We start from the raw sequence: 17303 nt of genomic DNA on the forward strand, positions 1-17303 counted from the left end.
ACGAGCGCGAAGAGTCCGACGAGGCGGTGGAGTTGGGAGCCGCTTGAGCTTCTAACGTTCAAGGGGGAACCCATCACGGAGGAAGAGCTATTGAGGCTCGCGGAAGCGGGGAACTCGGACACGGATACGGAGGAACGATGACGGAGTCGATGGAGGCGCTACGAGATGATCTCGGACTGCGGCGCCCACCGAACGGAGGAAGGAAGGAAACACGAATGACTCGTCTAATTGCATTGTGCTTTGTCGTTACAGCTTGCGGCACCGATGCGGCACCGCCTTACACGCCTGGCCCACCGAGCATTCCTCCGCCGGCCATCGTCAACGCGATGTACGCCGCGCCGTCCGACAGGGAGTTCAACGCGGAGTACAGCGCCACGATCATCGGAGCGGTCGAAGCGGTCCGCGATTGGTACGCGGAGAAGCTCGACGGTCGGACGTTCACGACACGATCCCGTTGTGGTGCCAGTTGGCCGAAGACCATGCTTTCTTCCTCAATCAGTCAACGAAGGCGTGGCTGGCCTTCGCGGTCTCGAATGCGGTGAAAGACTGCGCGGATATAGCCGACGGCTCTTATCACGCATGGGTCGTTTATACCGATCTTATGGAGCCCTGCGGCCCCGTGTACGGCCTCGGTCGCGGAGGCAACAGCAACGCGTGGTTGGGCGCGTGGGATCTCGTAGGGTTGACCGATCCAGAATACAGTCACTGCGGACAGAGGATTTACGGCCCCAATCGCTGGATCGGCGGGCTCGCACACGAGATGGGACACGCGTTCGGACTCCCGCACCCGCCCGGCTGCGATGAGGGTTTGTCTACCTGCGACCACGGGGCCCTCATGGCGACCGGTTATGCCGACTGGCCCAACACCTACCTGCGAGACGACGAGAAGGAAGTCTTGCTCGAAGGCCGCTTCATGAATTCGGAGAAGTAGAGAAGATGATGGGCACATCCCCGCAGTCACCCGCTGCCACCCTTATTGCGCCGCCTCGTGGCCGGGTATCTGACGGAACAGCGGGTGCGAGATGCTAAGCGGGACAAGCTGCGGAACAAAGCTGAATGGGGGTCCAGGACGGCCTACTGGCCCTTACGCTGGAGTTGATCGCGCCTCGCTTCCCGTACGGGGAGGGCTGCCGAGTTGCTGAGGGTGACGGCCGAGCGCCAAGAGATACGGACGGGTTCGCGGAGCAGTCTGGACAGAACAAGGATTGAGTCAGTATAGATCGGATTATCTCTGGAGGACGGTGCTTTTCCATAGTCCGAAACTATGATCTCACTATCGTCAAGGCCTCCACGGCCCGGCTACGGCCGCCCTCCCGGACGAGCCCCGCGCCCACGATCGCAGGATCCGGGTTCAAGTCGTCGAGTATCTTTCCCTGTTCGGGCTTCAACGCTGCCATCTTCGGGCCTCCGTGTCTCGTGCTCATCGTTCGGTCGCAGCTATTACGGATTTGTAAGCGACCGCTATGTGTTCGATGAAATGAAATCTGGATCCAGGCGTTCACCGCTGCCTTCCCGACGATCTACACCCTCGGACTCGGTGACGAATTCGGCGTCTACGAATACCGTGTCCCCCAGCCCCGCGAGCCCGTCACAAGCGGCGTGAACCGTCCGTTCCCCCGTGGGGTATGTGAGAGAGTTCAGCGGTTCCAAACACGTGAACACGGGGAACCATGAGAAGCACTGTGAGCAGGGTCACCATACTCGCGATCGGGCTCGTCGGAGCGGCGTGCGGATCCGAGGGTCCGTTCGAACCCGTCGACGAGACCAGGGCCGAGGAGATTCGGGCGGCGCTGCAAGACCGTTCCTTCCGTCAGTTCGATCCCGACGTGGACGGCAGCCCTCGCAAGGGCGTCATCCTCGACTTCTTCGACGGACTTCGCCTGTGGGCGCAGTATGCCGACGGAGAACACGCGATCCACGAGTGGGAGATATCCTCTCCCGAATACCGCATCGAGCAGTCCGCCTCCGGCTCGGAAATCAGACTCGTCTTCGCCGCGCCCACCTCGCGACGGACACTCACCACGCCCTGCGACGACTGTATTCCGGTTCAGGAGATCTCGATCTCGGTCCGGGACGTGTTCGACGAGGAGCGGATCCGGTTCCGCGTGAACGATCCGGACGGCGCCCTCCCGTCCCCCTTCCCCGTGTTCACATCGTGGACCCGCTTCCGGGAAGACGAGATCTTCAACTGACGGGTCGACGGGGGGTGATATCTTCCCCCGGGACGGACGTCGCGATCAACAAACACCGGTTCTTCAGGACGAAGGCCGAGAAACCAATACAGAACGATGAAACCAGAGACTCTCGTCATCATCGGCTCGGGTCCCGCGGCTTGGACGGCCGCCATCTACGCGGCGCGAGCGAACCTCAACCCCCTCGTGTTCGAAGGTGCGGGGAGCCGCACCATGATTCCCGGCGGACAGCTCATGTTCACCACCGATGTGGAGAACTACCCGGGCTTCCCCGACGGCGTCAGCGGCATCGACATGATGCTGGACTTCAAGAAGCAGGCCGTGCGCTTCGAGACCCGCGTCGTCACCGAGGACATCGTCGAGGTGGACTTCTCGCGCCGTCCCTTCCGCCTGCGCGCCTCCGAGGGACAGGAGGTTCTCGCGGAGACGGTGATCGTGGCGACGGGCGCCAACGCGCGCTGGCTGGGCGTGCCGGGCGAGGAACGGCTCGCGCAGAGCGGCGGCGGGGTGTCCGCGTGCGCGGTGTGCGACGGCGCCCTGCCCCACTTCCGCGGGCAGGTCGTGGCCGTGGTGGGAGGCGGAGACAGCGCGATGGAGGAAGCGCTCTACATGACCAAGTTCGCCGGCGAGGTGCTGCTCGTTCACCGCCGGGACGAACTGCGCGCCTCGCAGATCATGCAGGAGCGGGCGCTGGCCAGTGACAAGATGCGCTTTCTGTGGAACCGGACGGTCGAGGAGGTGCTGGGCGATGACGTGATCACCGGCCTCCGGCTGCGCGACACCGTGACCGGCGAAGCGTCGGAGGTCGAGGTGGGAGGGATGTTCGTGGCGATCGGCCACATCCCCAACACGGGCTTCCTTCAGGGCCAGATCGACCTCAAGGAGAACGGCTACGTGCGGCTGCCGACGGCATGGCGGACCGAGACGAACGTGCCGGGGGTGTTCGCGGCGGGCGACATCATGGACGACTACTACCGGCAGGCGGTGTCGGCCGCGGGCACGGGGTGCATGGCGGCGTTGGAGGCCGAACGCTTCCTGGCCCACAACGGCACCGCCGGCTGACCACCGCCACAGCGTCCCGGATTGCGACCGCGGTGCCTCGCGTCACCCCTCGGGCATCCGAGTCGGGATGGGTTGGCGGCCGCTTCTGCGGTAGATCCTGAAATCGCCATCCAGGGTGAGGACCACGCTTCCCGGGCGCTGTTCGGACATTCGGACGAGACAGGCATCCGCCAGGGACATGGGCACGTCATCGTACTTCTTCATCATCCGCGCGACGGCAGCCGCCTCATCCGCCAGCTCGAACGACACATCGAGGACACCCCGCTCGACAAGCGAGACCACCGCTTCCGGCGCTCCGGATGCGAGACGGTGAGCGAGAAAGCATGCCTCGGCGATGACGGCTTCGCAGGTGAGGAACGGGGGTCTGACCCTGGCCCATTGTTCCCGCGCCCAACGGTGATGCCGATCCCGGGAGTTGAGGAAGGCGATCAATGGGCCTGTATCGAGAATGACCTCCGGGTTCACCGGCCGAAGCCGCGCATGTAGTCCGGATTCACCGAAAGGTCGTCCGGCCCGGGAAAGGCGCCGACGAGATCGACCGCCCGGGACAGGGCGGAAACGGTTGGCGCGGCCCTCTCCCTGCGCAGGAATATCTCGAGGGCCTCTCGAATCAGGGCAGACCTGCTGACGCCACGCCGGCGCGCGGCCTCGGAGACCTCCCGAGCGAGGTGTCTCGGCATCTTCAGCGATATGGGTCTCATCATGGCCGACCCTCCGCGGCGAGTATCACGTATCAGGGTACTACCATACTACCGCGTTAAGTATTACTTACAGCGTAGCGATGGGTCAACCCGACATCGCTCGGCGGCGGTGACCCTCCTCCGGCTCACCAGAAGATCATGTAGAGGACGGCCGCCCCCGCGATGACGCCGCCGGCCCATAGTCCGGCACCGGTCGCCGGCGTCAGATCCACGCCATCCGCGGCGCGCGGCAACCGGCGCGGGGCCGAGAGCGGCCGCGCGCGCGTCACGACCACGATGTAGGCGCTGATCACCAGGAAGGTGATGGCCATGTGGTGCAGGAACGCGACCTCCGGCAGCGCCCACAGGAGCAGCCCGTAGACCGGGATCCCGAGCACCATCCCCCCGAAGGCGGCCGCGGGCGGGGTCCGCCGTGCGAAGATCCCGAACAGGAACGCCGCCACGATCCCGGGCGAGATGAACCCCCAGAACATCTGGATGTACTCGAACACGCTCGGCGCCCGCGCCACGATCGGCGCCCACAGGCAGGCGACCACCACGAGCACGCCCGTCGTCACCCGCCCCACCGCCATCAGGCGGCGCGATGAAGATTCCGGCCGCAGGTGCCGCTTGTAGAGGTCGACGCTGAAGATCGTCGCCGCCGAGTTCAGCATGGAGTCGAGCGAACTCATCACCGCCCCGAACAGCGCGGCGAACATGAGGCCCGTGAGTCCCGCCGGGAGGAGTTCCCGCATCATGACCGGGTAGGCCTGGTCCGGGTTCGTCACCTGATCCGCGAACAACTCCGCCGCCATGATCCCGGGAAAGATGATGATGAACGGGATGAACAGCTTGATGAACCCCGCCAGGAAGAGTCCGCGCTGTCCGTCCGCGAGGCTCCGCGCCGCCAGCGTGCGCTGCGTGATGAACTGGTTCAGTCCCCAATAGAAGATGTTGGGGATCCACAGTCCCCCGATGAAGACGGCGATCCACGGCATCTCCGGGTGGTTCCAGGGGAGGACGGTGTGGAGCTTGCCGTCCGCCGCCTCGAGGAAGGGACCGAGGCCGCCCATGGCCCGGAACCCGAGCACGGTGACGAGCACGCCGCCCAGGAGGAGCGCCACGCCCTGGATCAGATCGGACCACACGACCGCCTTGAGCCCGCCGTAGATCGTGTACCCGCCCGCGAGCGCGCCGATGAGCCAGATGCCGAGCCCCAGGTCGAGCCCGAAGATCGACTCCAGGGCGAGCGCGCCCGAATACAGCACCGTTGAGAGGGCCACGAGCACATAGGCCGCGAGGATGAAGCCCGCCATCAGGGTGCGCGTACGCACGTCGTAGCGGAACTCGAGGTACTCGGGGATGGTGTAGATCCCCGCCGCCAGGAACCGTGGGAGGAAGAAGAGGCCGACGAGGACGAGGGTGACGGCCGCCATCCACTCGTAGCTCGCGATCGCGAGGCCAAGGTCGTAGCCGCGCCCCGCCATGCCGACGAAGTGCTCCGTCGAGATGTTCGAGGCGATGAGTGAGAAACCGATGAGCCACCACGGTAGATTGCGACCCGCGAGGAAGTACCCGGCCGCGCTCTTGCTCCCGCGCGAGGCGTACAGCGACACGCCCACCACGAGCAGCAGAAACCCCGCGAACACCGCGATGTCGAGCGGCTGAAAGGTCATGTTCGCTGGTCCGGCGGCCGTGCCGTACCTTCGCTGCGCGAGCCGGAAGACGGGGCGCCGAAGCCCCGGCCAATGCAGCCAGGCACCAGGCGAACCGCTGCCGCCGATACGGACTCCGCTTTGACCGCTCTCTTCACGCCACCCTCACGCCACCTGTTCGGAAGCCGATGTCGAGTCGAACCTCGAACCCGGCGCGCCCCTCTGCCAGTGGTTGCGGGACTCGCTCAGGGACGTTTCCGGCTCGAGAAGTGCCGCGGCCGGTTGCGGTCGGTGTGATGTGACGGCACTCGTCGGACGCATCTCGCCGGCGGATCGCGCCGCCCTGGAAGCCTTCCTGTCTCGGCCGGGCCAGCCGGGAGGGACCATGACCCTGTTCGAAATTCAGGGCTTCTTCTTCGCGCTGGCGGCCGCGCCGGTGTTCCGCCGCCCCTCGGATTGGCTTGCCCTCGTCTTCGGCGGCGAGCCGTCGGACTTTGATTCGGAGGCGGAAGCCGAGCGCATCCTGACGGCCCTGATGTCGCTGTACAACGAGGTAATCGCGGATGTGCGGGAGCGGGACGGCGCCCTGCCGGCTTCGGTCGGATTCCGGGACGAAGTGCTTGAGAACCTCGACTCCAACTCCCCTGTCTCCCAGTGGTCGCGCGGCTTCGTTCAGGGGCACCTCTGGCTCGAAGAGGAGTGGCGGGATTTCGGGGAGGAGGCGCTCGAGGAACTGTCCATGTCGCTTTGGGCTCTGGGCATCTGGGCCGACCGCTCGGTCGCCGAGGCGACGGCGGCGGAGATGGAATGGGCCGACGGCTCGGTCGAGACCGTACTCGAAACCGCCCGCGAGTTCTTTGCCGACTGCGCGGCGATTTACGCGGGGACCGGCCTGGCGCTTCAGGACTACATGCGCGAACTGGAAGACCCGCCCCGCCCCGCCGTTCGTGTCCCCCGCCCTGGCCGCAACGAGCCTTGCCCCTGCGAGAGCGGCCGGAAGTACAAGAAGTGCTGCGGCCGCCTCAGGCTGGTGTGATCCCGGGCGGAAGGCAGGGTCATCCCTCCCCGTGCGCGAACGGGTTCATGGTCTCGACCCCGAGCCGCTCGAAGTCACGCACATTCCGGGTCGCCACCCTCAGCCGGTGCACGGTGGCGACCGCGCCGATAAGGGCATCTTGCGACAGCGTCTCCGACTGCCGGTGCATCAGCCCGGCCCACTCCCGGAAGGCGGCCGCATCAACCGGCAGAATGTCGAACGTCCCGAGGACTTGACCGAGCCAGTCTTCCAGTTCCGCCGCCTTGACCGGATTCTGCTCGCGGGTGATCTCGATGCCCGCCTGGATCTCGCCGATCGTGACGGCGGAGAGGCAGAGTTGCTCGTCGCGTATCCCCCGAAACCACGCCAGAACACCACCGTGCGGGTCAGAGCGTCTGAGTTCGGAGACGATGTTGGTATCGAGGAGATACACGATCCTAGTCGAACCGCGGCGCTTTCCGCTGCCGGATTTCCTGGCGGGGCGGGACCAGCGAGTCCGTTCGGGCCTCGGGGGCAAGCAGCAACTCCTTCAGGCCTGGTCTGGCCATCTTCTCCAGTCGGCGCCAGTGGTCGATGGGAACCAGGACGGCAGTCTCGACGCCACGCTTCGTGACAACTTGTGGTCCCTGCTTCAACGCCGTCTCAAGCAGTGCGCTGAAGCGTGCCTTCGCCTCTTGAACCTGCCATGTGTTGCTCACGCGCTCCTCCTCGGCCACAGATCTGACTAGACGGCAGACTAGTCCGCAGGCGTCGCGCGAGCAAGGTCTGCGTTTCGTTCGCCGGACGGGCGCATGCCCCGTAGCTTCGTCGCGCACGCGGCACGGGGGGGAACGCCCGCGCCCCGCCCGGCCCGACCGCGAACCAGGCAAACCGATGCCTCCGGACCGGAAGCCCTTGTGACCGAACTCAGCGCACCCCCCACACTGCAGGAACGCGCCGAGCTGGACGCCTTCCTGTCCAACTCCGCCCGGCCGGAGGGCACGATGGCCCCTGTCGAGTTGGAGGGGTTCCTCTTCGCGGTGGCCGCCGCGCCCATCCCCGTCATGCCGTCCGAGTGGATCGAGTTCGCCTTCGGGGGAGAGATGCCGGAGTTCGATTCCGTTGACGAAGCCAACCACCTGTTCGGCATCCTGCTGTCTCTCTACAACGCGATCAACGCGGACGTCCGCTACCGCAACGGGCGGCTTCCGGCCTCGGTCATGTTTCGCGAGGAGGTGGAGGAGAACGTCGAACCGGACGCGCCCCTCAGCCAATGGTCGCGAGGCTTTGTTCAGGGGCATTTCTGGCTGCGGGAGGACTGGGACGAGTTTGGCGACGACCTTGACGAGGAGTGGCACGCCGCAGTGTCGACGCTCGCCGTGTTCGCCGACAAGAGCCTCGCCGAGGACGCCTTGGAGGAAGCGCTGGAGGAGGCGCGAGAGGGGATGTCCGAAATCTCGCTGGCGGATATCATCGACGAGGCGTGGATATTCTTTCCCCACAGTCTCATGGCCTACTGCAGGGGCGGCGTGTCGATTCAGAAGGAGTTGCGGGATCCGGAGCACGACCCTGCCCGGCCGGCCACGCGGAGGCCCCGACCCGGCCGCAATGAACCGTGCGATTGCGGCAGCGGCCGCAAGTACAAGAAATGCTGCGGCCGCCTCCGGGCCCTGTAGCGGCGCGACACCATCGAAGGAGGTAGGAGTGAGCCTGAGAAAGGTCGCCGGAGTGCGGATCGCAAAATCAGGTTGGCTGTTCCCGAAGTGGAAATTCTTCTTCTCGAAAACGCTGTTCTTCGAACTCTCGAACCGCGAATATCAGCGAGCGAGGGAAGCAGGACCTGTAAACCTGGGCTCGCACGTGGTCGGACCTTCTGGTGGACAGACTCCGGGTTCTACTGGGCCGACGCCGACCTGTCGGATGAAGAGGTGGAACTCTTCGTATGGGACCGAAAGCGAAAACAGGAGGCGAAACTCGACCGGCTCCGCAAGATCCGCGCGCGCGACGAAGAGGTGACGTCTGCCCGGCGCCGCGCCATACCGGACGAGGTCCGGGCGTTCGTGTGGCGCCGGGACCAGGGAAGGTGCGTTCGGTGCGGGGCGGAGGAAGACCTCCAGTTCGACCATATCATCCCCGTCGCCAAGGGCGGCGGGAGCGCAATGGACAACATCCAGATCCTCTGCGCAGACTGTAACCGACAGAAGAGCGATTCAATCGTCTAGCGGCACCCGCGAACCGCTCTCGTTGGTTCCGGCACCGCGTTTTACGAGGCCGGGGGCGTCTCCTCGATGTCGGCCGTCCAGCTCACCTTGATCGCGCCCTCCAGCGAGCGGGCGGTGGGACACTTCGAGCCGTGGCTGGCGAGCGCGCGGTCCACCGTCTGCCGGGCCTCGGCGGGCACGCGGAGCCGGTAGTGGACGATGATCTCCTCCAGCGTCGGCATGCGGTCGCGGAGGCGGTTGATTCCCTCCACGTCGGCGCTGATGTCTTCGGGGGCCAGGCGGATGCCGCGCACTTCCAGTGCGCCGTTGAGGGTCCCCAGCATTCAGGCGCCGGTCGCGGCCACCTGATAGTCGACGGGGAGCGGCAGGTCCTTGGCGTCGATCCGGTAGTGTGACTTGATCGGGCCGTGGACGCCGAAGTCGATCTCGGTCCCCTCCTCGAGGCGGGCCCTCCGGTGTACCCCCTCGACCTTCTCGAGGCGGGCGCGAGCGGTGTAGAACGGATCGGACACGGGTTCTCCCTTCTCTGTCACCTTTACGGGCGCCCCCGCCCCGCCGCATTTTCGGGCAGCGAGGTTTCGGCCCGGACGCGAGACTCGGGCGCGAGACTCGGGGATCAAGCGAACCCAAGGATCGAGAACCGCCAGCATGACGTCAACCCGCGACATCGGTCGGCTGCCGGGCGGACTGCCGGGCCTGCTCGCGATGCTGGTCCTCTTGACAGGCGGCTTCACGGCGTGCCGGGAGGGGGCGGCCGACACGGCGGAAGCGCCCGTGCAGAGCGACATCTCGGCGCTCGCCGACCGCTTCTGGGACGCGTATCTCGCCTGGAACCCGCTGCAGGCGACCTACCTCGGCGCGCACCGCCTCGACGACCGCGTGCGCGACATCTCTCCCTCGGGGCGCAACAACCGGCGGCGCGAGGTCCGCGCCCTCGTGGACGCGCTGGCCGCGATCGACTTCTCCTCCCTGCCCCCGGACGAGCGACTGACGCATCTCGCACTCGACCATCAGCTCCGGGGGGAGATCGCGCAGCAGATGTGCGATCTCGAGGTATGGGTCGTGGATCACCGGGAGGGGTTCCAACTCGACTTCCTCAACGTCGTGAGCGCCCAGCCTCTCGACACGCCGGTGGACGGCGAGCGGATGATCCGGCGCTGGAACGCGTTCGCGGACTACATCGACGACTACATCTCGAACCTGCGTACGGGGCTGGAGACGGGACGGGTCGCGGCGCGCGCGTCCGTGAACCGGACGATCGTCCAGCTCGGCGCGCTCCTCGAACGGCCGGTGCAGGAGTGGCCGATCTACGCGCCGGCGGGGACGCGGCTGGATGCGTGGCCGGAGGGGACGCGACACGACTTCCGGGACGGGATCCGGGAGGCGGCGACGGAACGGATCCGCCCCGCGTACGCGCGGCTGCGCGACTTCCTGCGGGACGAACTGTATCCCCATTCGCGGGAGGGCGGGGAGATCGGGCTCTCCAGCCTTCCGGGCGGCCCGGCCTGCTACGAAGCGCTGATCCGGGACCTGACGACGCTCGATCTCACGCCGGACGAGATCCACAAGAAGGGGCTGGCGGAACTCGAGGGGATTCACGAGGAACTGCGGACGCTGGGTCTCAACGTCCTCGGCACCTCCGACCTGGCCGAGATCCAGGCGCGGCTGCGCTCGGACCCGGAGATGTTCTTCCGCTGGCCGGGGGAGATCGTGCAGCTGGCCGAGGAGGCGTACACGCGGGCCGCCGTGGCGATGCCCGACTGGTTCGGCACGCCGCCGCGGACGGAGATGGTGATCCGGCCGATCCCGCTGTACGAGGCGCCGCAGAGCGTGCTCGCCTACTACCGGGAGCCGGCCCCCGACGGATCGCGCCCGGGGACCTATTACGTGAACACGTACCGGCCGGAGATCCGCCCGCGGTATCAGGCGGACGTGCTGAGCTTCCATGAAGCCATTCCCGGCCATCACTTGCAGACGGCGATCGCCCAGGAGGTCGAGGGCCTGCCGGAGTTCCGGAAACACCTGGGTTCCGTCGCCTTCGTCGAGGGCTGGGCGCTGTACGCGGAGCGGCTCGCCGACGAGATGGGCCTCTACACGGACGACCTGAGTCGGATCGGTCTCGCCTCCTACGACGCGTGGCGGGCGAGCCGGCTCGTGGTCGACACGGGGATCCACGCCTTCGGCTGGACGCGCGAACAGGCGATCGAGTTCGTACGCGAGAACACGCTGCTCGCCGAGGTGAACATCGAGAACGAGGTGGACCGCTACATCACGTCGCCGGCCCAGGCGCTCGCCTACAAGCTGGGGCAACTCGAGATCTCCCGGCTGCGGGCGAAGGCCGAGGCGGAACTCGGCGAGGCGTTCTCGATCGCCGAGTTCCATGACCGGGTGCTGGAGAACGGCGCCCTGAGCCTGCCCGCTCTCGGCGATGCGATCGACAGCTGGCTTGCGGAGACTCCCGGTTAGCCGTCCGTGGTGAAACCCCGCGTTGCACCGAGAGCGTCGTGAGGTCCGTATCGAACTTCGGGAGAAACATCCGCTTCACCCCTCGCCACCGGTACGAACCGCGAACCGAAGACGAGGTGCTGCGGCTCCTGAACGAACACCACGACGGGACGGTGCGCGTCGTGGGGGCCGGGCACTCGTGGAACCCGGGCATCGAGACCCCGGACGCACTCGTGGCCCTGCGGCACTTCAGGCACGTACGCGTACACGGCAGTCACACCCGCGTGACGGTGGGCGCCGGGTGCCGGATCGGCGCCCTTCTGAAACACCTCACCCGCCGGGGACTGACGCTGCCGTCGATCGGGCTGATCGATCGCCAGACCGTGGCGGGGGCGGTCGCCACCGGCACGCACGGCTCCGGGCGCCACTCCATGTCCCACTACGTCCAGTCCATGCGGATCGCGTGCTACGGGGCGAACGGGAATGCGAGGGTGCTCACGGTCGATTCCGGCCCCATGCTGCGGGCGGCGCGCTGCTCCGTCGGGGCCCTGGGCGTCGTCCTCGAGGTCACGCTGGCCTGCGTGCCGCAGTACTACGTGCGCGAGAGGTGCGCGTGGAGGCCCGGTCTGGACGCGGTGCTGGAGAAGGAACGGGACGCGCCGCTGCAGCAATTCTATCTGATGCCGCACGCGTGGAGGTATCTGGCGCAAGAGCGGAGCGTCGCCGAGGAGAACCGTCGGTCGGGGGGCGCGGCTCTCTACCGTGCGTACTGGCTGATCACGATCGACGTGCGCCTCCATGTGTTACTGAAGTTCTCCGCCTCGCTGCTGCGCAGCCGTCGCCTGGTACACCTCGTGTTTCGGCGCATTCTTCCCCTGTTCATCTTCCCCCGGTGGCGCGTCACCGACCGCAGCGACCGTCAGCTTCGCATGCGTCATGACCTGTTTCGCCACCTCGAGATGGAGGTCTTTGTTCCGCGCGGGCAGCTCGCGTCGGCGGTCGATTTCGTCCGTGAGATATTGAAGGCGGCGGACGACCGTGGCCACGAACTCTCACCCGAGACGCGTTCTCGGATCGATTCGCTGGATGCGGCGGCCGGGATCGAGGCGCTGCGCGGGTCATACGTCCACCACTATCCCATCTGCGTTCGTCGCGTACGGCCGGACGATACGCTGATTTCGATGGCTTCGTGCGATGGTTTGCCGGCCCGGGACTGGTACGCGATCAGCCTCATAACGCTTACCAGGCCGTACGCCCGATTCGAACGCGTCGCCGCGTTCCTCGCCGATGCCATGTCGTCGCTGTTCGGGGCCCGGCTGCACTGGGGAAAGTGGTTTCCGCCGGACGGAGTGGAAGTGGAGGCCAGGTATCCGGGCCTGAGCGAGTTCAGGCGGGCGTGCGAGGCTTGCGACCCCCACGGCGTGTTCAGGAACGCGTTCGTGCGGGATGTGCTCTTCGGTTCGGAGGGGTCCGGCTCGGCTTTGAAGGACCGTTGATCGATCCCCGGTCGAGGCCGCGTTGACGCCGCGTTGATCCCGCTGGGCACATACTCGGCATGTACGCGCATGGCAAGATCCCGCGGTTCGGAGCACGCATCCTCACGGCTCGGCATGCCCGCGGCTTCGCCCTTCCCTGGACGATGTTCGTGCTGCTCCTCGTGTCGCTCCTGGCGGCGAGCGGGTTTCTCATCACCTGGCTCGAGGGCCAGTCGGCCCGCGCCTTCGCGCGCGCCACGGAAGCCTTCTTCGTGGCCGAGGGCGGGCTCGCGACCGCGCTCGCCGTGGCCGAGGGGCCGAACCCCTCCGTCCCGCCCGTCGGCCTCGGCGGCGGGACGGCCACGGTCACGTTCGAACCGCTGATCGACCTGCGACCGGGGGAGACGGTGTTCCGCGTCGAGTCACGCGGGGAGATCGTCTCCGGCGGCGCGACGTTCGAGCGGTCGGTGGGACAGCTCATGTGGGTGGCGGGGCCTCCACGCCTGCCCGGGGCGCTCGTCCTGCTCGGTGGGGTGAGCGGCCCGCCGCCGGAAGGGACGATCTCCGGCCTCGACCCCCTCGGGGGCGCCTGTCCGGAGCAGCCCTCCCCCGTCGCGGGCGTCGCGTACTGGGGCGGACCGCCGCCGGCGCCGGATTCGCTGTTGACGATTTCAGGATCTCCCCCGGACCGGTGGATCCCCGGCAGTGTGTCCGTGGCGGCGGAGACGGGGATCCGCTGGACGGAGTTGCTCGCCACCTGGGGTCCCGAGCCCGACGCCACCGTGCCGCCCGATCCGTGGCCGGGACCGGGACTCGGCGGTGGGTGGCCGTCCATCCGGATCCCGGGGTCCGCCGCGCTGGGCGCCGCTTCGAGCGGGCGCGGGGCTCTGGTGGTGGAAGGCGATCTGACGCTCGACGGCGGGTTCGCGTGGAACGGCCTGATCCTCGTCGGCGGTGCGCTTCTGCTGAACGGCGACATCTCGGTCCGCGGCACGCTCGCGAGCGGGCTCGAGGGCGGGTTGGGCGTGGCGGCCGACTTCGCCGGCCACACCGTCGACCTGCGCTTCGACGCCTGCGCGGTCGCCGCGGCCGCGGGGCGGCTCACGGCGCCGGCGGCGGCCATTCCCGGAACGTGGTACGAAGTCTGGTAACCCGGTCTCGTGGCGAGTCAGATGGCAGCCTGTCAGATCGGCAGGTGCGGACCGACGTATCCGATCTCTACCTCACGACTCGTCGCCTCGAAACGAAGATGAATCCGCCCGGAATCACCAAAGCGTGCATGCCATTCATAGGTCTCCCGCCGCCCCATATGTGAGCGGAACCGGCGTTTCTCCATCAACCTCTTCTCCTTTCGAGTCGACCTGCTCTCTCGCGTCACCTTGGTCTTCCAAGGAGGTGCCGATCCACCGACGGCTTTCCATTCCCTCGCCGACGCGTCAAGCTCAGTGAGCTTGCCGACAATTGTGGAGAGATGCGCGGCGCACCGCTGAATGTGGTCACCCACGTCCCGTCCGAAGAGCAGGTCTGGAAAAGCAACGGCGCGATTTCGCCAGAGCTCGGATGGGCCTCCGATACCTTGGAACCGAATCCTGTGTCGTTCCAAGATGCGAGCCGCGTGTGCGGCTCGCGCTAGATGGTCGACCGTCTCCGAAACCTCCCGCAGCGAACTGTCCCGTAACAATTCGGAGAAACGAACGTCGACTCGATCACGATCCCATGCCGGACCCGACGGAAACCCAACTGCGATCCAATCCGTGATCGCACACAACACCAAGGGTTCCCCATCCGGCGCGGGCAAGCTCACATCTTCGCAACCTAGGAATCGGTCGACAACATGCTCAGCGACCCCATTTAAGAGCGGTAACTTCGCCGCCAGTCGCATGAGGAAGGCGTATTCGTCGCGGAACCCCTCGTTTCGCAACGACTCGTAACATTGATAAAGCGTCCGCCCAGAGGTCCACGGGATCTCGTGGATCGACCGAAACATCCGAAGACTCGGCAGCACGACGTTGGCGTCCACGAGGCTGCTCGCACCGCGAACCAGGTCCGTCAGCCAAGGAACAACCCGGTGATCCTCGGCCTCCGGTGCCGAAACGCTGGCATGATTGAGAACCATCTCTCTCATATCAGGACGACGGGGCCAATAGCCTTGCTAGGTTCTTTTCATGCTGATCAAAGAACCCGTCCGGCCAGAACGACAGACGACCGTCCGAATCCAATTCGGGCGACCTGACGACCGTTTCCGTTCCGTGGCGTTCAAAGTAGTGAATAGCGACGCTGTCCGGGGCGATGAGACTGTCCCGCACCGCGATGCGCACACCGTCGATAAAATGATCGCTATGCGTCTCGGCCACGACCTGGACACCAGCCAGCGCCGCTCGAACGGCGAGCTCTCCCAGCTTGGTCTGTCCCCGCGGATGTAGATGAGCTTCCGGATTCTCCACTAGGCACAACGTGCCCTTGGCCGAGAAGAGCGCCGCCAAGACCGGGAGTGTGTAGGAAAGGCCGAACCCTACGTTTGTGGCGCGGTAGGCTCTGCTCGGCACATCGTCCGGGCGATCAAACGAGAACCCGGCGATTACTGCGTCCGCTTGCTGAACCGTTTGGATCTCAAGATGAACACCGGGCGTGATCTCCTGAAGCCAGTGATTGATCACGTCAATCAGTCGTGATCGGGGCGCGTCTTCAACGCGCGCATCATACGGCGGGATCGTCGCACCCTCCCGCGCGTGGATGAAGCTCAGCGCGTACTCGCCCCTCGACCCGAGATCCCCTTGGCGCGCACGTACCTCTGAACGGTCATAGAACTTGCGCGGACCGATCCGATCCGCGCTCACATGCACCACGCTGCCACCGAACGGTGGTACTGCCTCCCATTCTGTACCAACCTCCACGCCGGGGCTCGCCACACCACGGCTCGTCCGAAGCTCGTCCCCCATCCGGGAATACTCAAACGACAATCGGCAAGCTCGTGGAATTCTCGCAGATTGAAGTTCGAAGATGATCTGTTCCTCCTCCGCCTCTTCCCGGAGCACATCTTGACCCGTGCCCAAGTCAACCAAATCTCCGCTCAGAACTAGGCGACCTCGGCTCAACTCCCCTGATTGAAACGACTGTCGGAGAACCATGATCGCCTGAATCACGCTACTCTTGCCCATCCCGTTGACACCGCACAGGAGCGTAAGCGGCGCGCAGGTCAACTCCAGCTTCTCGAAGCACTTGAAGTTCGCCAGTCCAATCAGCTTGATCATGGGATGCACGCTCGAATCAATTCATCGATCGCTTCGAATCGCTTCCTTACGCGGCTCGGCTGCCCCGTCGACAGCGAGATGGCCCGTTCGAATTCGGTATCTTCGTTAAGTAGCTTCTTGAATCTCAACTTGACTTCCTCGCGTTTCTCGACCAGATGATCGATCTCGCTCCTCGATCTATGGGCAAGGCCTACGCTCCACGCCTCGAACAGCGCTTTGCTGACCGGCTTCCTGGAGTCCTCAGGATCGTATCGCTTACGGAATGCGTCGTTGCCGAAAATGCAATGAGCCGCCCTCATGGCTTTCGTGAAAGTCCGGGCCAATGAGGCGCGCTCACAATCGTCCATCTCATTGATTCGCCTCATGGCTTGGCTTAAGTATCCATCCAGATCGCGATCCTCGTATTCGTTCCATGAAGAATCAAAAAACGCCAGAAACCGCAAGACGCATTCGCGGTCCGCCATACGATCCGGTTTGACGGAATGGCTTGTCGCGTCAAGAAACTCTTGGGTCGTGGCGAGGTTCTTCAGGTAATCTCGGACCTCTCCCGGGTGAAGCGCATTGCGGATCTCCTGTCCATTGAGTGGCAAGCCTCCTGTATTGATTCGATGAAAGATGTTGAACATCACTTCAGGCGGCGTACCAGGCTCAATGACGTTCACAACGAGCTGGGTTTCCTTGATTCGCCGCTGCATTGAGTGTGGCAGTCCATCGTAGTCACACGTTTCGAACTGCGTGAGATATTCGAGTCGCCACAGTGTGAAGCGGCCCCTTACAAAACTGTCGATGGCCGTTATTCTTTGGATTCCATCCACAACCGACCACCTGTCGTCGTCGTCCGCAGCCACATAGAACACGGGTATCGGAATGCGCAGCAGCAGCGATTCGACTAGTCGGCTCATCCGTTCCCGGTTCCATATCCCAGCCTGACGCTGGAAATCCGGCGACAAGTCGATGTCACCGTGGCGGATTCGGCTGAGAATCAAATCCACCACGGGAGTGATCGTACGAACCTTGATCTTGCGCGGATCGAAAGGACGTTCAATGGTTGCGAGATCGTCCGTGCCCTCGACCTCGAGGCCCGTGTCGTGATCAACTTCGCTCGGAGAAACCTCGGGTTCCTCCGACGGTTCGACGTTAGGCCTCGCAGAGAGGCCGGTCACAGTACGACGATCTGTACGCGACGCTGGTTCGATGGCGGACATAACATCTCGGGGGTCCGGAACACGACCGCCACAGACGGGCGTTCGCGCACGCTGAATGAGATGGTAAGATACGGCTAGGAGGGGAACAGCAGCAAATCACC

The 17303-nt window shown here is 65.2% G+C and carries 20 protein-coding genes; 9 read left to right on the forward strand and 11 right to left on the reverse strand.

Features of this window, described 5'->3' with window-relative positions; genetic code table 11:
* The first annotated feature begins 466 nt into the window (after positions 1–466).
* The gene (locus tag ACPXY0_RS09040; protein WP_423930432.1) at positions 467–931 is read left to right on the forward strand and encodes a hypothetical protein; all 465 of its coding nucleotides are present in this window, start codon (positions 467–469) and stop codon (positions 929–931) included.
* 331 nt (positions 932–1262) lie between these two features.
* Here ACPXY0_RS09040 and ACPXY0_RS09045 read toward each other — a convergent pair whose 3' ends face one another.
* The gene (locus ACPXY0_RS09045) at positions 1263–1397 is read right to left on the reverse strand and encodes a hypothetical protein (protein WP_423930434.1); all 135 of its coding nucleotides are present in this window, start codon (positions 1395–1397) and stop codon (positions 1263–1265) included.
* Positions 1398–1682: 285 nt separating this feature from the next.
* Here ACPXY0_RS09045 and ACPXY0_RS09050 point away from each other — a divergent pair, with 285 nt between their 5' ends.
* Both ACPXY0_RS09050 and trxB read left to right on the forward strand, forming a co-directional pair.
* Entirely contained in the window at positions 1683–2192 is a 510-nt protein-coding gene (locus ACPXY0_RS09050; RefSeq protein WP_423930436.1) for a hypothetical protein, read from the forward strand.
* A 96-nt stretch (positions 2193–2288) separates the two neighbouring features.
* Positions 2289–3254, forward strand: coding sequence for a thioredoxin-disulfide reductase (gene trxB / locus ACPXY0_RS09055; RefSeq protein ID WP_423930438.1), 966 nt, complete (start codon positions 2289–2291; stop codon positions 3252–3254).
* A gap of 42 nt (positions 3255–3296) precedes the next feature.
* On the opposite strand, the gene ACPXY0_RS09060 is transcribed toward trxB, so the two are convergent.
* The 3 genes from ACPXY0_RS09060 to ACPXY0_RS09070 form a co-directional block, all read right to left on the reverse strand.
* Positions 3297–3719, reverse strand: a complete 423-nt coding sequence (locus ACPXY0_RS09060) for a type II toxin-antitoxin system VapC family toxin (protein WP_423930440.1) — start codon at positions 3717–3719, stop codon at positions 3297–3299.
* Positions 3716–3958: a CopG family transcriptional regulator gene (locus ACPXY0_RS09065; protein WP_423930442.1), complete on the reverse strand. Its 243-nt coding sequence runs from the start codon at positions 3956–3958 to the stop codon at positions 3716–3718. The genes ACPXY0_RS09060 and ACPXY0_RS09065 overlap by 4 nt, the downstream gene beginning before the upstream one ends.
* A 122-nt stretch (positions 3959–4080) precedes the next feature.
* Entirely contained in the window at positions 4081–5610 is a 1530-nt protein-coding gene (locus ACPXY0_RS09070; RefSeq protein WP_423930444.1) for a solute:sodium symporter family transporter, read from the reverse strand.
* A 277-nt stretch (positions 5611–5887) separates the two neighbouring features.
* Between ACPXY0_RS09070 and ACPXY0_RS09075 the strand changes: the two genes are divergently transcribed.
* Positions 5888–6625, forward strand: coding sequence for a UPF0149 family protein (locus ACPXY0_RS09075; RefSeq protein ID WP_423930446.1), 738 nt, complete (start codon positions 5888–5890; stop codon positions 6623–6625).
* Between the two features lie 19 nt (positions 6626–6644).
* Here ACPXY0_RS09075 and ACPXY0_RS09080 read toward each other — a convergent pair whose 3' ends face one another.
* Entirely contained in the window at positions 6645–7058 is a 414-nt protein-coding gene (locus ACPXY0_RS09080; RefSeq protein ID WP_423930448.1) for a type II toxin-antitoxin system VapC family toxin, read from the reverse strand.
* A gap of 4 nt (positions 7059–7062) precedes the next feature.
* The gene (locus ACPXY0_RS09085; RefSeq protein WP_423930450.1) at positions 7063–7323 is read right to left on the reverse strand and encodes a type II toxin-antitoxin system Phd/YefM family antitoxin; all 261 of its coding nucleotides are present in this window, start codon (positions 7321–7323) and stop codon (positions 7063–7065) included.
* Positions 7324–7521: 198 nt separating this feature from the next.
* Between ACPXY0_RS09085 and ACPXY0_RS09090 the strand changes: the two genes are divergently transcribed.
* Together ACPXY0_RS09090 and ACPXY0_RS09095 are read left to right on the forward strand one after the other, a co-directional pair.
* Positions 7522–8280 carry a UPF0149 family protein gene (locus ACPXY0_RS09090; protein ID WP_423930452.1) on the forward strand — a complete coding sequence of 253 codons (759 nt, stop codon included), beginning with the start codon at positions 7522–7524 and terminating at the stop codon, positions 8278–8280.
* Positions 8281–8352: 72 nt separating this feature from the next.
* Positions 8353–8826, forward strand: a complete 474-nt coding sequence (locus tag ACPXY0_RS09095) for an HNH endonuclease (protein ID WP_423930454.1) — start codon at positions 8353–8355, stop codon at positions 8824–8826.
* 41 nt (positions 8827–8867) lie between these two features.
* On the opposite strand, the gene ACPXY0_RS09100 is transcribed toward ACPXY0_RS09095, so the two are convergent.
* Both ACPXY0_RS09100 and ACPXY0_RS09105 read right to left on the reverse strand, forming a co-directional pair.
* The gene (locus tag ACPXY0_RS09100; RefSeq protein ID WP_423930456.1) at positions 8868–9149 is read right to left on the reverse strand and encodes an OsmC family protein; all 282 of its coding nucleotides are present in this window, start codon (positions 9147–9149) and stop codon (positions 8868–8870) included.
* Positions 9150–9338, reverse strand: coding sequence for a hypothetical protein (locus ACPXY0_RS09105; RefSeq protein WP_423930458.1), 189 nt, complete (start codon positions 9336–9338; stop codon positions 9150–9152).
* A 136-nt stretch (positions 9339–9474) separates the two neighbouring features.
* Between ACPXY0_RS09105 and ACPXY0_RS09110 the strand changes: the two genes are divergently transcribed.
* Genes ACPXY0_RS09110 through ACPXY0_RS09120 form a run of 3 tightly spaced genes read left to right on the forward strand, consistent with a single transcriptional unit; the run spans position 9475 to position 13897 of the window.
* Positions 9475–11292 (forward strand): DUF885 domain-containing protein, encoded by a 1818-nt coding sequence (locus ACPXY0_RS09110; protein ID WP_423930460.1) that lies wholly within the window; start codon positions 9475–9477, stop codon positions 11290–11292.
* A 38-nt stretch (positions 11293–11330) separates the two neighbouring features.
* A complete protein-coding gene (locus ACPXY0_RS09115) occupies positions 11331–12767 on the forward strand; it encodes an FAD-binding protein (RefSeq protein WP_423930462.1) in 1437 nt (478 codons plus the stop codon).
* 59 nt (positions 12768–12826) lie between these two features.
* Positions 12827–13897 (forward strand): hypothetical protein, encoded by a 1071-nt coding sequence (locus tag ACPXY0_RS09120; RefSeq protein WP_423930464.1) that lies wholly within the window; start codon positions 12827–12829, stop codon positions 13895–13897.
* 32 nt (positions 13898–13929) lie between these two features.
* Here the strand turns inward: ACPXY0_RS09120 and ACPXY0_RS09125 are convergent, their stop codons facing one another.
* From ACPXY0_RS09125 to ACPXY0_RS09135, 3 genes are read right to left on the reverse strand one after another with little or no spacing between them, the layout of a single operon-like run.
* Positions 13930–14862, reverse strand: a complete 933-nt coding sequence (locus ACPXY0_RS09125) for a hypothetical protein (RefSeq protein WP_423930466.1) — start codon at positions 14860–14862, stop codon at positions 13930–13932.
* A gap of 10 nt (positions 14863–14872) precedes the next feature.
* Positions 14873–15997, reverse strand: coding sequence for a DUF3696 domain-containing protein (locus ACPXY0_RS09130; protein WP_423930468.1), 1125 nt, complete (start codon positions 15995–15997; stop codon positions 14873–14875).
* Positions 15994–17202, reverse strand: coding sequence for a DUF262 domain-containing protein (locus ACPXY0_RS09135; protein ID WP_423930470.1), 1209 nt, complete (start codon positions 17200–17202; stop codon positions 15994–15996). Before ACPXY0_RS09135 ends, ACPXY0_RS09130 begins: the two co-directional genes overlap by 4 nt.
* Positions 17203–17303 lie beyond the last annotated feature (101 nt).

Source organism: Candidatus Palauibacter sp., assembly GCF_965237495.1.
Classification (GTDB): Bacteria; Gemmatimonadota; Gemmatimonadetes; order Palauibacterales; family Palauibacteraceae; genus Palauibacter.

What these genes read in the sequence shown, in the direction of transcription:
- ACPXY0_RS09045 (WP_423930434.1), bottom strand. Translation starts at nt 1,397, where the DNA reads ATGGCAGCGTTGAAGCCCGAACAGGGAAAGATACTCGACGACTTGAAC.
- trxB (WP_423930438.1), top strand. Translation starts at nt 2,289, where the DNA reads ATGAAACCAGAGACTCTCGTCATCATCGGCTCGGGTCCCGCGGCTTGG.
- ACPXY0_RS09065 (WP_423930442.1), bottom strand. Translation starts at nt 3,958, where the DNA reads ATGATGAGACCCATATCGCTGAAGATGCCGAGACACCTCGCTCGGGAG.
- ACPXY0_RS09070 (WP_423930444.1), bottom strand. Translation starts at nt 5,610, where the DNA reads ATGACCTTTCAGCCGCTCGACATCGCGGTGTTCGCGGGGTTTCTGCTG.
- ACPXY0_RS09100 (WP_423930456.1), bottom strand. Translation starts at nt 9,149, where the DNA reads ATGCTGGGGACCCTCAACGGCGCACTGGAAGTGCGCGGCATCCGCCTG.
- ACPXY0_RS09110 (WP_423930460.1), top strand. Translation starts at nt 9,475, where the DNA reads ATGACGTCAACCCGCGACATCGGTCGGCTGCCGGGCGGACTGCCGGGC.
- ACPXY0_RS09120 (WP_423930464.1), top strand. Translation starts at nt 12,827, where the DNA reads ATGTACGCGCATGGCAAGATCCCGCGGTTCGGAGCACGCATCCTCACG.
- ACPXY0_RS09125 (WP_423930466.1), bottom strand. Translation starts at nt 14,862, where the DNA reads ATGGTTCTCAATCATGCCAGCGTTTCGGCACCGGAGGCCGAGGATCAC.
- ACPXY0_RS09130 (WP_423930468.1), bottom strand. Translation starts at nt 15,997, where the DNA reads ATGATCAAGCTGATTGGACTGGCGAACTTCAAGTGCTTCGAGAAGCTG.
- ACPXY0_RS09135 (WP_423930470.1), bottom strand. Translation starts at nt 17,202, where the DNA reads ATGTCCGCCATCGAACCAGCGTCGCGTACAGATCGTCGTACTGTGACC.